Annotated in this window: 13 protein-coding genes; all 13 read left to right on the top strand. The window is 57.4% G+C overall.

Annotation, left to right across the window (positions count from 1 at the left end):
- The first annotated feature begins 81 nt into the window (after positions 1-81).
- The 13 genes from CPAR_RS09780 to ribH all read left to right on the top strand — a co-directional run bounded on the left by CPAR_RS09780 (position 82) and on the right by ribH (position 13,194).
- Positions 82-330, top strand: a complete 249-nt coding sequence (locus CPAR_RS09780; protein WP_156773425.1) for a metal-sensitive transcriptional regulator — start codon at positions 82-84, stop codon at positions 328-330.
- The gene (locus CPAR_RS09775) at positions 331-1,689 is read left to right on the top strand and encodes a TolC family protein (RefSeq protein ID WP_012503149.1); all 1,359 of its coding nucleotides are present in this window, start codon (positions 331-333) and stop codon (positions 1,687-1,689) included.
- 78 nt (positions 1,690-1,767) lie between these two features.
- On the top strand, positions 1,768-2,157 hold the full coding sequence (locus CPAR_RS09770; RefSeq protein ID WP_049755868.1) for an efflux RND transporter periplasmic adaptor subunit: 390 nt from the start codon (positions 1,768-1,770) through the stop codon (positions 2,155-2,157).
- Positions 2,150-5,353: an efflux RND transporter permease subunit gene (locus CPAR_RS09765; protein WP_012503147.1), complete on the top strand. Its 3,204-nt coding sequence runs from the start codon at positions 2,150-2,152 to the stop codon at positions 5,351-5,353. The genes CPAR_RS09770 and CPAR_RS09765 overlap by 8 nt, the downstream gene beginning before the upstream one ends.
- A 14-nt stretch (positions 5,354-5,367) precedes the next feature.
- Positions 5,368-5,676, top strand: a complete 309-nt coding sequence (locus tag CPAR_RS09760) for a hypothetical protein (protein ID WP_012503146.1) — start codon at positions 5,368-5,370, stop codon at positions 5,674-5,676.
- 11 nt (positions 5,677-5,687) lie between these two features.
- Positions 5,688-6,335 (top strand): hydroxyacylglutathione hydrolase family protein, encoded by a 648-nt coding sequence (locus CPAR_RS09755; protein ID WP_012503145.1) that lies wholly within the window; start codon positions 5,688-5,690, stop codon positions 6,333-6,335.
- 192 nt (positions 6,336-6,527) lie between these two features.
- Positions 6,528-6,974 carry a CBS domain-containing protein gene (locus tag CPAR_RS09750; RefSeq protein ID WP_012503144.1) on the top strand — a complete coding sequence of 149 codons (447 nt, stop codon included), beginning with the start codon at positions 6,528-6,530 and terminating at the stop codon, positions 6,972-6,974.
- Positions 6,975-7,083: 109 nt separating this feature from the next.
- Positions 7,084-8,787 carry an FAD-dependent oxidoreductase gene (locus CPAR_RS09745; RefSeq protein WP_012503143.1) on the top strand — a complete coding sequence of 568 codons (1,704 nt, stop codon included), beginning with the start codon at positions 7,084-7,086 and terminating at the stop codon, positions 8,785-8,787.
- A 14-nt stretch (positions 8,788-8,801) separates the two neighbouring features.
- Entirely contained in the window at positions 8,802-9,839 is a 1,038-nt protein-coding gene (locus CPAR_RS09740) for a succinate dehydrogenase/fumarate reductase iron-sulfur subunit (protein WP_012503142.1), read from the top strand.
- Between the two features lie 4 nt (positions 9,840-9,843).
- Positions 9,844-10,695 (top strand): CoB--CoM heterodisulfide reductase iron-sulfur subunit B family protein, encoded by an 852-nt coding sequence (locus CPAR_RS09735; protein WP_012503141.1) that lies wholly within the window; start codon positions 9,844-9,846, stop codon positions 10,693-10,695.
- 162 nt (positions 10,696-10,857) lie between these two features.
- Positions 10,858-11,913 (top strand): uroporphyrinogen decarboxylase, encoded by a 1,056-nt coding sequence (gene hemE, locus CPAR_RS09730; protein WP_012503140.1) that lies wholly within the window; start codon positions 10,858-10,860, stop codon positions 11,911-11,913.
- Between the two features lie 95 nt (positions 11,914-12,008).
- Positions 12,009-12,638 carry a D-sedoheptulose-7-phosphate isomerase gene (locus tag CPAR_RS09725; protein WP_012503139.1) on the top strand — a complete coding sequence of 210 codons (630 nt, stop codon included), beginning with the start codon at positions 12,009-12,011 and terminating at the stop codon, positions 12,636-12,638.
- An 85-nt stretch (positions 12,639-12,723) separates the two neighbouring features.
- Positions 12,724-13,194, top strand: coding sequence for a 6,7-dimethyl-8-ribityllumazine synthase (ribH, locus tag CPAR_RS09720; protein ID WP_012503138.1), 471 nt, complete (start codon positions 12,724-12,726; stop codon positions 13,192-13,194).
- Positions 13,195-13,259 lie beyond the last annotated feature (65 nt).

Here is a 13,259-nt window from a genome sequence, read left to right as displayed (position 1 = left end):
ATCCCGGCAGTTGCAGGAATGACGCGGATTCGGAGGTGGCCGTTAAACGGTTTCCTGCACATACAGGAAAGGGGACGGACGATGAGCGATGAATGCCGAATGGACGATGTGATCGTAAGACTTAAGAAGGTGAATGGTCAGATTCACGGTCTGATCAGGATGCTCGAGGGCGAAGAGGATTGCCAGAAGGTGGTGACCCAGTTTCAGGCTGCCAAAGCCGCGCTCGACAACACCTACTCTCTTGTTCTGAACAGAAACCTCCAGAACTGCCTGAGCAGGCAGGATTCGGGAAGCGTGGAAAAAATTCTCAAACTTATATCGAAAAAATAGATGACCAAGAAGGTAACCAGAAGGTTCATCGCCCTGCTCGTGGCCGGTATGGCCGCCTTCGGGCAGGCTGATGCTGCAACCATGAGGCTCTCGCTCGATGATGCGCTGAAGATGGCGCGTGAGCGGAACACCATGCTCAAGGCGCAGCGCGCCAAGATCGACCAGGCCGATGCACGCATCGTGCAGAGCCGCCAGGCCTATCTGCCGAAGGTAACGCTTTCCGAAACCCTCCTGCACTCCAACGATCCCGGTGCGGTGCTTGTGGGCAAGCTCCAGCAGGAGATTGCTTACTACAATTTTCCGAACAACGCGCCTCCAGATTTTGGTGACTTCGCGCTGGACAAGCTGAACCATCCTGCGGCGATCACCGACTTCCACACCAGCCTCCAGATCATGCAGCCGATCTACAATCGTGACGCCTTCATCGGCGGTTCGATGGCCAAGAGTGCCCGCAAGGCGCAGGGGTTCATGGTGGATCGCGCCGAGGAGACCATCGAGCTGAACGTCAAAAAGGCTTTTTACGGCCTCCTGCTGGCAAAGAAGAACCTGGCCGACCTGGAGCAGTCGATTCGCATCATGAAGGTTTACAGCGACGAGGCGGCCCGTGGGTACAACGCAGGGGTGATGAACAAGTCCGACAAGCTCTCCACGCAGGTACGGCTTGCCGAGATGCAGGATCAGAAGCTCCAGATTCTGGATGGAATCAAGAATGCTGAAGACTCTCTGCGCATGATGCTTGCGCTCGGCAAAGATGACGCTATCGTGCCGGTCGGCAGCCTGTCGGTTGACGCGAAAATCCCGGCTTCGGTCAAGACGGCCAGCACGGAAGGCCGCAGTGACCTCAAGGCGCTCAAGGCCTTCGAAGAGGTGACCGATTACCAGCACGACATGGAGCGCGCCAAGAACCTGCCAAGGGTCAACGCCTTTGCCCAGCAGAACTGGCACGACAGCTCCTTCCTTGGAACTGACGGGTCGAGCTGGACGGTTGGCCTGAATGTGCAGTGGCAGATCTTCGACGGCATGGCCACCCGCGGCAAGATTCAGGAAACCAAGGCTCAGGCACTCGAAGCCCGTTACAATTATGAGGCTGCCAAGGAGAAGAGCGATCTCGATCTCGACATGGCGCGTCGTACGCTGGTAACTTCGCGTGAGCGGATTGCCGTTGTGAGCCAGTCGCTCGATGCTGCAAAGGTAAGCTTCGACTTCATCGGCAAGCAGTACAAAAGCGGCATGGCGATGACCTTCGAACTCCTGATGCGTGAAGGCGCATACACCTGGGCGAAGATGCGTCTGAACCAGGCCCGATACGACTACTGCATCGCCAAGAGCGAGTATGACTATTATACCGGCGGCAACTAAGGAGTCGGATCAATCTGCTTGTTAACCGAAGTCAACCATATCATGATAAAAAAGGTATCCATACAGTTAGTGCTCCTTATGGCTCTTGCTGTTCCGGTGCTTCTGACCGGATGTCACGGCCATGAGGGCTCCGCTCCGCACAAGGCTGCCCATGACGCCAAGAAGGTGCCGGCCTCCGCAGTCGCGCCGGTCAGGGTTCTGAACGAAGGTGGCGTCGAGTATATCGTCGTGCCTCAGACGGCCCTGTTCCGCCAGGGTGCGCTTGTCGGCGTGCTTGCCGTCAACGTCGATGGACGGGTCGAAGCCCGCTGGGTCAGCACCGGCCACACGGTCGGTTCCGACGTGATCGTGCTTGCCGGTCTCGAAAGAGACTCGCAGATCGTGGGATCGTACGATCCCGAACTTGAGGGAGGTGTTTTTGTAAAACAGAATCAGGCTGCAGCAGAGGAGGTTCAGTCAAATGAATGAGGGTATTGCCGGTAAACTGGCAAAACAGTTTATCAATTCAAAGATTACGCCGCTGATTATGGTGGCGGCTCTGCTGGTCGGCCTTCTGGCCACCTTCATGACCCCCCGAGAGGAGGAACCGCAGATCGTGGTTCCGATGGTGGATATCTACATTCCGTTCCCCGGTGCAGCTCCTGCTGAGGTCGAGGATCGGGTTGCCAAGCCGGTCGAGCGCACGCTCACCGAGATTCCCGGTGTCGATTACGTCTATTCGACCTCCATGCAGGACTTCGCGCTTGTAACCGTCCGCTACAAGGTGGGCGAGGATGCCGAGGCCAGCATGGTGAAGCTCTGGGCCACGCTCATGAAGAACATGGACAAAATGCCGCAGGGCGTCCAGATGCCTCTCATGAAGAAGGTCTCCATCGATGACGTGCCGGTGCTCGCCCTCACTTTCTGGGGCAAGGACGCTACGCCATACGAGCTTCGCAAGGCGGCCGTCGATGTTGGTGACCAGCTCAAGCAGATCAAGGACATCGGCGACGTCGAGGTCAAGGGTGGCCTGAAACGCCAGATCCGCGTCCTGCTTGATAAAGACAAGCTTGCCGCTCGCAACGTGAGCGCTTTCCAGATTGTCAAACAGCTCCAGACCTCCAACAGCCAGATGACCTCCGGCAACCTCGAGAACCTCAATAAAGAGGTGATCGTCAGAAGCGGTCAGTTCTTCGAGAGTGCCGAAGATGTTGGCAACATTGTTGTCGGTCTGTACGGCGGTTCGCCGGTCTATCTGCGTGATGTGGCTCAGGTCATCGATGGCCCTGAAGAGGTGAACAACTACAGCTTCTTCGGCTGGGGCGCAGCCGACCATGAAGGCCGCGAGGGTGAGTTCCCTGCCGTGACCCTGACCGTCGCCAAGCGCAAAGGCGCAGACGCTACCGTGCTGGCCGACCAGGTGCTTGCCAAGGTCGAGGATCTGAAAGGCGCCCTTGTGCCTGCCGATATCACGGTGACCCAGACCCGTAACTACGGTGAGACCGCGACCGAAAAGGTCTTCACCCTGCTCGAGCACCTCAGCATCGCAATCGTGGCTGTGACCGTTATCGTAGCCTTTTTCCTCGGCTGGAGGGGTGCGCTGGTCAACTTCATGTCGGTGCCGATTACCTTCGCGCTGACGCTGCTTGTTTATTATCTCTTCGATTACTCGCTCAACAGGGTGACGCTCTTCGCGCTCATCTTCGTGACGGGTATTGTGGTCGATGACTCGATTATCATCGCCGAGAACATCCACCGCCACTTCTCTATGAAGAAGATGCCGAAACTCGAAGCTGCTATCGCGGCTGTGAGTGAGGTGGGTAACCCGACCATTCTGGCCACCTTCACGGTGATCGCAGCCGTGTTGCCGATGGTGTTCGTTTCCGGCCTGATGGGCCCGTACATGAGCCCGATGCCGATCGGCGCTTCGCTGGCCATGATCTTTTCTCTGATGGTCGCGCTGATCGTCACCCCGTGGCTCTCCTACAGGCTGCTCAAGGCTGACGACGATGGCCACGAAGAGTATGACATCAAGAAGACCGGCTACTACAAGTTCTTCAACGGCATCCTTTCGCCGATGATCGACAGCGCCTTCAAACGCTGGATGGCTTTCGGTATCGTCGGCCTGATGCTTGTCGGCGCGATTGCCCTCATTCCGATGAAAGCGGTCGAGCTGAAGATGCTGCCGTTCGATAACAAGAACGAGTTCCAGGTGATTCTCGATATGCCCGAAGGCACTGCGCTCGAAAAGACCACGCAGGTTGCCAAGGAGATTTCTGACTACCTCAAAACGGTTCCGGAGGTCGAGAGCTACCAGTACTATGCCGGCGTCAATGCGCCGATCAACTTCAACGGCTTGGTGCGTCACTACTACCTGCGCAAAGGCCCGAACATGGCTGATATTCAGGTGAACCTGGTGCACAAAGGCGAGCGCAGCGCGCAGAGCCACGACATTGCCAAGCGCGTCAGGGACGGTGTTCAGGAGATCGCCAAGCGCTACAACGGCAACGCCAAGATCGTCGAAATTCCGCCGGGCCCTCCGGTTCTTTCGACCATCGTGGCTGAAATCTACGGCCCGACCGAGGCGCAGCAGATCGAGCTTGCCAAAAAGGTCAAGGAGATCTTCTCCGAGACTCCGGGCGTGGTTGACGTTGACTGGCTCGTCGAGGATGACCAGGAGGTCTATAACCTCGTGGTCAACAAGGAGAAGGCTGCTGCATACGGCGTGACTCCGGAGCAGATCGCCTACACGCTCCGCATGTCCATCGCCGGCATGGATGCCGGTGTGCTGCACCATCAGAAAGACCTCGAACAGGTCACTATTCAGGTGCGCCTGCCGAAGGCCGACCGTACTTCGCTCAAGGATCTGTCGAACATTTTCGTCCAGTCGCAGGGCATGGGTACGCTTACCACGCGCCGCCGCGCTGGTGAGATGGTGCCGCTGTCCGAACTGGTCAAGGTGGTCAAAAAGGTTCAGGACAAGAGCATCTATCGCAAAGATCTGCGCAGGGTTGTGTACGTGACGGCTGACGTGGCCGGCGTGACCGAAAGCCCGGTGTATGCAATGCTTGAAATGGACAAGAAGATCGAGGCGCTCGAAATGCCGGGCGGCTACAAGATCAGCCCGCTCTACACGGCACCGCCGACCTCGGAGCAGAATCTCTCGATGAAGTGGGACGGTGAGTGGCAGATCACCTTCGAGGTGTTCCGCGATCTCGGTACTGCTTTCGCTGTTGTGCTGGTTGTGATCTACCTCTTGATTGTCGGCTGGTTCCAGTCGTTCAAGACGCCGCTCATCATGATGATTTCGATCCCGTTGAGTCTGGTGGGTATCATTCCCGGTCACTTCATTCATCATGCCTTCTTCACGGCGACCAGTATGATCGGTATGATCGCGCTGGCTGGTATCATGGTGCGTAACGCCGTGCTGCTGATCGACTTTATCGAAATCCGTCTGGATCAGGGCATTGGGCTCAAACAGTCGATTATCGAGTCTGCCGCCGTGCGTACCCGTCCGATCATCCTCACCTCGGGTGCGGTGGTCACCGGTTCGATCGTGATGCTCTTCGACCCGATTTTCCAGGGTCTGGCCATCTCGATGATCTGGGGTGGCGTGCTCTCCACGGTGCTGACGCTCGTGGTGGTGCCGCTGGTCTACTACATGATTGAAAAACGAAACAAATAAGTGGAGTACACGCCATGAAATTGCTTGCGGTCATGGGCCACGAAGAGACCCGCCCTCTGGTGCGGGAACTCTTCAAAAAGCACCGGGTCAATATGTTCAGCAATATCTCAATCCGGGGCTGCAACTGCCAGCCCTCGGATTTCGAGAGCCAGTCCTGGTGGCCCGCTGACGAGTCGATCGGAGCCTACTCTTCGCTCTGCTTCGCCATCCTTGAGGACGATAAAGCCGTCTCGATCATGGAGGAGCTTGAGAGCAAGCCGGTCGCCGTCGAGCCGAACTTTCCGGCCAGAGCTTTCCTCATGAACGTCGAAAAGACCGCCTGAGGAGCGCCGCCATGGGAGTGCTGGTCGAACAGATCAGAACCGGAGGGGATCGTAACTTCGGTTATCTTTGCGCCGATGAGGCGACGGGAGCGGCCTTTGCCGTTGACCCCTCTTTTTCCCCCGACGTTGTAGCCGAGACCGCTACCCGCAAGGGCTGGTGTCTCGGCTATGCCTTTGCGACGCACGGCCACAGCGATCACACCAACGGTAACGAAGCGTTCGAGCGCCTGACCAGGCTCCGGGTGCTTCTTTACGGAGACCGTTGCCCGCTCACCGGTATCGCCGTTCAGCACGGCGCGGTGTTTCCTCTCGGCAACAGCTCGATTTCCATTCTTCACACGCCCGGCCATACGCCGGACTCCATCTGTATTCAGGCCGGAGATGCGCTTTTCACGGGCGACACGCTCTTTGTCGGTAAGGTCGGCGGTACCTGGAGCGACGAAGATTCCAGGCAGGAGTATCACTCATTGCACGACCGGGTGATGGCGCTGCCCGAACAGTTCCGTGTTTTCCCCGGACATGACTACGGCACCCGTCCCTCTTCGACGATCGGCGAGGAAAAAAAGAGCAATCCGTTCCTGCTTCAGCCCGATGTCGAGGCCTTCATCGACCTGAAAGCTAACTGGGCTGCCTACAAAAAAGCGCACGGCATCGCCTGAGCTTTTCTCCGTCGCCTTGATTTTTATTTCATATCTCATTCCATTATATTACAGGATAGTGCTTTTTTGGGCTTTCTCTGCCGAAGCATGCCTACCCTGCGTCAGAACACACTTTCGTAGCTTCTGCGCGATCAGTTTCAAGCAATATGTAACGGGACACAGCCCGTCTTTTTCAAACGAGAGAATATCGACATGGATCAGCTCATCACCTTACGGACCCTTCCGGTTTCCGCCCTTATGCAGAAGGATTTCCACACCATCAAGGGCAGCTCCACCGTGGCTGAAGCTTTGCAGCTCATGAAAAAGACCGGTGAGAGCGGACTTATTGTTCTGCCGCGCAATGAAGATGACTGCTACGGCATCGTGACCGAAAAGGATATTCTCGAAAAAGTGATCGACCCCGGTGAAGATGTGCATCGCGATCCATGGAATACTCCGGTCTTCCAGATCATGAGCAAACCCATCATCAGCGTCAATCCGAGCATGAGAATCAAATATGCTCTGCGTCTGATGAAGCGCACCAATGTCAGGCGGCTCACCATCATGGACAACAACAAGGTGATCGGTGTGCTCAACATGGCTGATGTGCTGCATGCCGTCGAGGAGCTTCCGGTGCACGACGATCATATCGCCCTGTAACGCTGCCTTTCGCTGACTCGTCCCGCGTCGCCAAAAGGCGGGGACGGCGAGCCCTTTTTCCAACCAGCATGCCTGCCCGAGGCGGGCGTGCAAGGAATTCCGATTGTCTATGAAACCATTTGATATCGTCATCGTCGGCGGTGGCGGTGCCGGCCTTTACGCGGCTATGGAGGCCATGAAGACCAATCCGGGTCTCAATATCGCCGTGCTTTCGAAGGTCTATCCGAACCGTTCGCATACCTCGGCCGCCCAGGGTGGCGCCAATGCGGCCCTGGCCAACACAGCCAAGGACGACAGCGTCGAGATGCATATTTTCGATACCATCAAGGGTAGCGACTATCTGGCCGACCAGGACGCCGTCGAGGTGCTCTGCTCCGAGGCTCCCAAGATCATCCGTGAGCTCGAAAACATGGGTACGCCGTGGTCAAGGCTCGACGACAAGACCATCGCCCAGCGTCCGTTCGGCGGTGCCGGCCGTCCGCGCTGCTGCTACTGTGCCGACAAGACGGGCCACACCATTCTGCAGACCCTGTACGAACAGTGCCTGCGCAAAGGCGTGTTTTTCTTCAACGAGTATTTCGCGCTCGATCTCGTCCATGACGGCAGCCGTTCGCGCGGCCTGATCGCCATGAACATGAAGACCGGCAAGGTCGAGGCTTTCCCAGCACGCACGGTCATTTTTGCGACCGGCGGCTACGCCAAGATGTACTGGAACCGTTCCAGCAACGCGGCGGGTAATTCCGGCGACGGACAGGCGATCGCCTACCGCGCGGGCATTCCGCTCAAGGATATGGAGTTCGTGCAGTTCCACCCGACCGGCCTGCGCAAGAGCGGCCTGCTCGTGACCGAGGGTGCACGCGGCGAGGGCGGTTATCTGGTGAACATCGACGGCGAGCGCTTCATGTCGCGTTACGCTCCCTCCAAAATGGAGCTTGGCCCGCGTGACTTGGTCTCCCGTTCCATTGAAACTGAAATTCTCGAAGGCCGTGGCTTCGACAGCCCAGCCGGTAAATACATGCATCTCGATCTCCGCCATCTCGGCGCCGACCTCATCAAGTCGCGCCTGCCGCAGATTCGCGAGATGTGCATGTACTTCGAGGGCGTCGATCCGATCGACGAGCCGATTCCGATTCGACCGACGGCTCACTACTCGATGGGCGGCATCGATACCGACAACCAGGGACGCACCGTCATGGAGGGCGTGTACGCCGCCGGTGAGTGCGGCTGCGTTTCGGTGCACGGCGCCAACCGTCTCGGCGGCAACTCGCTGCTTGACATCCTCGTTTTCGGTCGCATCGCCGGACGCACGGCTGCCGAGGAGGCCCGCAACTTCAACCCCGCGACCATTACGCAGACCGAGGTGAACGAGAAGGAGCAGGAGCTCAGAAGCTACATGCAGCCCAAGGGCCACTACGAACGCTACGGCACACTCCGCGAAGAGCTTGGTCAGACGCTTGCCCAGAACGTCGGCATCTTCCGCGTGGAGGAGAAGATCAAGAAAGGAATCGAGGAGATCGACAGCCTCAAGGAGCGCTTCCAGCACGTCAGGGTGTTCGATACGGGTGACATCTACAACACCAACCTGGTTCAGGTGCTTGAACTGAAGAATATGCTCGATCTGGCCGATACAGTGGCCGCCGGCGCTCTCGTACGAGAGGAGAGCCGCGGTTCGCATACCAGGACCGACTTCCCGACGCGTGACGACGAAAAGTGGCACAAGCACACTACCTACACTCTTGAAGGCGGTCATCCGAAGATCGGATTCAAGGAGGTCACGATGGGCAAGTACGAGCTTCAGGAACGAACCTATTAACCGAAGGATATTCAATGAGCGATTCTACGATACAGCATCATGAGGAGAGTCGGGACGTCACCTTCAGGGTGCACCGGTTCAACCCTCAGGTGGATAGCAAGCCCTATTTCGATGACTACACGATCAAGCTCGAAAAAGGTATTACCGTGCTCAGGGCTCTCAACTATATCAAGGAGCATGTCGATTCGACGCTGACTTTCAGGGCGTTCTGCCAGGCCGGTATCTGCGGTTCCTGTTCCATGAGGATCAACCGTATTTCCAAGCTGGCCTGCACCACTCAGGTGTGGGATGAGCTTGACAAGGCCCGTGAGCCCGGCGTCATCACTATCGAGCCGCTCAGGAACCTTCCGCTGATCAAGGATCTGGTCGTGGAGATGGATCCGCTGGTCGGCAAGATGAAGCAGCACTCGAACTGGGTGGACTCCAAAATGCCTGAGGAGCAGTGGGGCCAGAAGGAGTTCCTGATCTCCGAAGAGGAGTTCTCGGCTTACGACAAGGCCACCGACTGCATTCTGTGCGCTTCGTGCGTTTCGGAGTGCACCATTCTGCGTGCCAACAAGGAGTACGTCTCCCCGGTCGTGTTGCTCAAATCATATCGCATGAACGCCGACACCCGTGATGGCATTCACGAACAGCGGCTTGCCGGGCTTGTCAAGGATCACGGTGTTTGGGACTGCACCCACTGCTATCGCTGCCAGGAGACCTGCGTCAAGAACATCCCCATCATGGATGCCATTCACGGCATCAGGGAGGACGCTATCGAACGCCGCGGTACCAAGGATACCAGTGGTGCCCGTCATGCCGAAGCCTTCATGGATGACATCGAGAAGAAGGGCAAGCTGGTTGAAGCCACCCTTCCGATCCGCACCAACGGTATCGCCTGGACGCTCAAGAACCTGCTGCCGATGGCCTTCAAGATGATACTCAAGCGACGCACCCCGCCGCCGCCGCCGTTGGTCAAAGCCTCAAAAGGCATTCAGTCCCTTCGCAAGGAGATGAAGGAGATGGCCAGCCATGTGGCGAAGGATCACCAAAAAAAATCCGGAGAATAGCAGTATGAAGCGTTACGCCTACTATCAGAGCTGCATCAACGAAGCGATGACCCGCGAGGTCGATCGTTCGATTGATCTCTGGCAGCATGATCTTGGCATAGAGATGGTCAAGTTGCACGAAAGCGTCTGCTGCGGCGGCAGCAACCTCGACTACGTGAGCCCCAAGCAGTTCGCGCTGGTCAACGCCCGCAATATCGCTCTCGCCGAAAAGCAGGGCCTCGACCTGATCGTCTCCTGCAATACCTGCCTGATGACCATCAGAACCGCCAAGAAAAAGCTCGATGAGTCTGCCGAGCTGAGGGCAGAGGTCAACGAAATTCTCAAAGAGGAAGGGCTCGAGTATCGCGGCACCTCCGATGTGCGCCACCTGCTGTGGGTGCTCATCGACGATGTCGGTCTCGATGTCATCCGCAAAAAGGTCACAAAGCCGCTCTCGAATTTCCGGATTGCACCGTTCTACGGCTGTCATATTCTCCGTCCTTCTACCGTGCTCGGCAAGGACAATCCGCTCGAACCGACCTCGCTCGATCTTTTGCTCGAAGCACTTGGCGGCAAGTCGATTCCTTACGACCACAAAAACCGCTGCTGCGGTTTCCACACCCTGCTGGTTGCCGAGGAGGAGTCACTCAACGTGGCTGCCGAGGCGCTGGGAGAGGCTATGGAGCAGAAGGCCGATTTCATCGTCACGCCCTGCCCGCTCTGCCACACCGTGCTCGACGGCTATCAGGCCAAGGCGCTCAAGCAGAATGGCCTCAAGGGCTCCATTCCGGTCTATCATCTCTCCGAAATGGTGGGCCTGGCACTAGGATACTCTGAACGGCAGCTCGGCATCAAGCGGCATATCGTTACGGCCTGAGCCATCGGGCCTCGCAGGCGCCTTATTAAGGGCGCCTGTCTGTTTTAATAAATGGCTGAAAAAGTGTACTTTTGCACCTGATTTATCAATGTCCGCAAGGTTTCCGGCACCGTCCGGCCCGAGGGGCAGCTCTTTTCACAACATCACTAATCATCGCACTCCATGCTCAAAAATGATCTTTTTCTCAGGGCGTTGAAGAGGCAGTCGACCCCTCGTACTCCCATCTGGGTAATGCGCCAGGCTGGTCGTTACCTGCCGGAATACCGTGCAGTCAGGGAAAAAACCGACTTCCTGACCCTCTGCAAAACGCCTGAACTGGCTTGTGAAGTCACCATTCAGCCGGTCGATCTGATGGGCGTGGATGCGGCGATCATCTTCTCCGACATCCTTGTGGTGAACGAAGCGATGGGCATGGATGTGCAGATCATCGAGTCCAAAGGCATCAAGCTGACTCCAGAGATCCGCTCGCAGGCCGACATCGACAAGCTGATCGATCCCGACGTCGAGGAGAAGCTCGGCTACGTGTTCGACGCGATCCGCCTCACCAAGAAGGAGCTGAACGACCGCGTGCCGCTCATCGGCTTCTCGGGCGCTGCATGGACGCTCTTCACCTATGCCGTCGAAGGCGGCGGTTCGAAGAACTACGCCAACGCCAAGAAGATGATGTACCGTGAGCCGCAGATGGCCCACCAGCTTCTCCAGAAGATCACCACCTGCATCAGCAACTACCTCATCAAGCAGGTCGAAGCCGGCGCCGACGCTATCCAGATTTTTGACTCCTGGGCAAGCGCGCTCTCCGAGGATGACTACCGCGAGTTCGCTCTGCCGTACATCAAGCAGAATGTCGCTGCCGTGAAGGCTGCATATCCGGAAGTTCCAGTGATCGTCTTCGCCAAAGACATGAACACCATCCTTTCCGACGTCGCCGACACCGGTGCCGATGCAGTTGGCCTCGGCTGGAACATCGATATCGCGAAGGCCCGCAAAGAGCTCAACGACCGCGTCTGCCTCCAGGGCAACATGGACCCGACGGTGCTCTACGGCACTCCGGAGAAGATCAAATCGGAAGCTGCAAAGATTCTCAAGCAGTTCGGTCAGCACACCGATTGCTCAGGCCACGTTTTCAACCTCGGCCACGGCATTCTGCCCGACGTCGATCCGGCAAACCTGAAGTGCCTCGTCGAGTTCGTCAAGGAAGAGAGCGCCAAGTACCACTAAGCGCCTTCCCGATTTCGCTTTCAAAACTCCGCCCTGTGCTTGCAAGGCGGAGTTTTTTTTATATTGCAAGAAATTTTCAACAAAGCAGTTACGCCATGACAAGGCAGTGCAACTGTTCGGAGGGAAGCTGCGGTTCCGGACGTTACGAAGAGCTGGTGCTCGAGCGGATGCTTTACAGCGCCCGACTCAAGGAGACGGTCGCCCGGCGCGACAGCGACGTGATCGCGGCGATGGCCACGATGATTGCCGAGACCTTCCGGAATGGAGGTAAGGTGCTTCTGTGCGGCAACGGCGGAAGCGCTGCCGATGCGCAGCATCTGGCTGCCGAGCTGACCATCCGTTATCGCAGCTCGGTGAACCGGCCAGCGCTGCCAGCTATCGCGCTTTCGACCGACACCTCGGCCCTGACGGCGGGTGCGAACGATCTCGGGTTCGATGAGGTGTTCTCGCGTCTGACCGAGGCTTACGGACGTCCGGGCGATCTGCTGCTCGGCCTCTCGACCAGCGGCAACAGCCCCAATGTGCTGAAGGCGCTGCAAACGGCGCGCAAGCTTGGGTTGAAAACCCTTGCCCTGCTCGGAGGTGATGGTGGCACGATCCGCCCACATGCCGATCTTGCCGTGGTTGTTCCGCACACAGGAAGCGCAGATCGGACGCAGGAGTGCCACATCGCCATAGGCCACGTCATCGTCGAGCTTGTTGAATCAATGATGGGATACGCCTGACAATTGATAAGGAATGGGGGCAAATTTTGTCCATACCACCTCATCTGTTCATAATCGGAATTACAAATCAAACAACGACACAATTATGCAGGTACAGAATATCGAAGGTACGCTGACCGCCCAGGGCATCAGGTTCGGGCTGGTTGTTTCGCGTTTCAACGATTTCATCGGCCAGAAGCTGGTGGAAGGGGCAATCGACTGCATCGTGCGCCACGGCGGATCGGCTGACAACATCACGGTTATCCGCTGTCCCGGCGCGTTCGAGCTGCCGTCGGTGACCCGTAAGGCTGCCATGTCCGGCAAGTTCGACGCCATGATTACCCTCGGCGTGATCATCCGCGGTTCGACTCCGCACTTCGATGTGATTGCCGCCGAAGCGACCAAAGGGATCGCGCAGGTCGGACTGGAAACGATGATTCCGATTACGTTCGGCGTGCTGACCACCGAGAATCTGGAGCAGGCAATCGAGAGGGCTGGCACCAAGGCTGGCAACAAAGGCTTTGATGCAGCGCTTGGGGCTATCGAGATGGTCAATCTCTACAAGCAGTTGGGATAACGTTTAGCAATGGGTGGCCGCCCGGTCGCCCTCGGTGAGCTGTAGCGGTGGTTTGCGAACTTGCC

The sequence above is a fragment of the Chlorobaculum parvum NCIB 8327 genome (assembly GCF_000020505.1).
Lineage (GTDB): Bacteria > Bacteroidota > Chlorobiia > Chlorobiales > Chlorobiaceae > Chlorobaculum > Chlorobaculum parvum_A.
The sequence above is the reverse complement of the archived record's forward strand: the minus strand, read 5'-3'. Positions and strand labels throughout refer to the sequence as shown.

Excerpts from the sequence above, each read along its gene's own strand:
- CPAR_RS09770 (WP_049755868.1), top strand. The coding sequence starts at position 1,768 with ATGGCTCTTGCTGTTCCGGTGCTTCTGACCGGATGTCACGGCCATGAG.
- hemE (WP_012503140.1), top strand. The coding sequence starts at position 10,858 with ATGCTCAAAAATGATCTTTTTCTCAGGGCGTTGAAGAGGCAGTCGACC.
- CPAR_RS09780 (WP_156773425.1), top strand. The coding sequence starts at position 82 with ATGAGCGATGAATGCCGAATGGACGATGTGATCGTAAGACTTAAGAAG.
- CPAR_RS09725 (WP_012503139.1), top strand. The coding sequence starts at position 12,009 with ATGACAAGGCAGTGCAACTGTTCGGAGGGAAGCTGCGGTTCCGGACGT.
- ribH (WP_012503138.1), top strand. The coding sequence starts at position 12,724 with ATGCAGGTACAGAATATCGAAGGTACGCTGACCGCCCAGGGCATCAGG.
- CPAR_RS09735 (WP_012503141.1), top strand. The coding sequence starts at position 9,844 with ATGAAGCGTTACGCCTACTATCAGAGCTGCATCAACGAAGCGATGACC.
- CPAR_RS09775 (WP_012503149.1), top strand. The coding sequence starts at position 331 with ATGACCAAGAAGGTAACCAGAAGGTTCATCGCCCTGCTCGTGGCCGGT.
- CPAR_RS09765 (WP_012503147.1), top strand. The coding sequence starts at position 2,150 with ATGAATGAGGGTATTGCCGGTAAACTGGCAAAACAGTTTATCAATTCA.
- CPAR_RS09740 (WP_012503142.1), top strand. The coding sequence starts at position 8,802 with ATGAGCGATTCTACGATACAGCATCATGAGGAGAGTCGGGACGTCACC.
- CPAR_RS09760 (WP_012503146.1), top strand. The coding sequence starts at position 5,368 with ATGAAATTGCTTGCGGTCATGGGCCACGAAGAGACCCGCCCTCTGGTG.
- CPAR_RS09750 (WP_012503144.1), top strand. The coding sequence starts at position 6,528 with ATGGATCAGCTCATCACCTTACGGACCCTTCCGGTTTCCGCCCTTATG.
- CPAR_RS09755 (WP_012503145.1), top strand. The coding sequence starts at position 5,688 with ATGGGAGTGCTGGTCGAACAGATCAGAACCGGAGGGGATCGTAACTTC.
- CPAR_RS09745 (WP_012503143.1), top strand. The coding sequence starts at position 7,084 with ATGAAACCATTTGATATCGTCATCGTCGGCGGTGGCGGTGCCGGCCTT.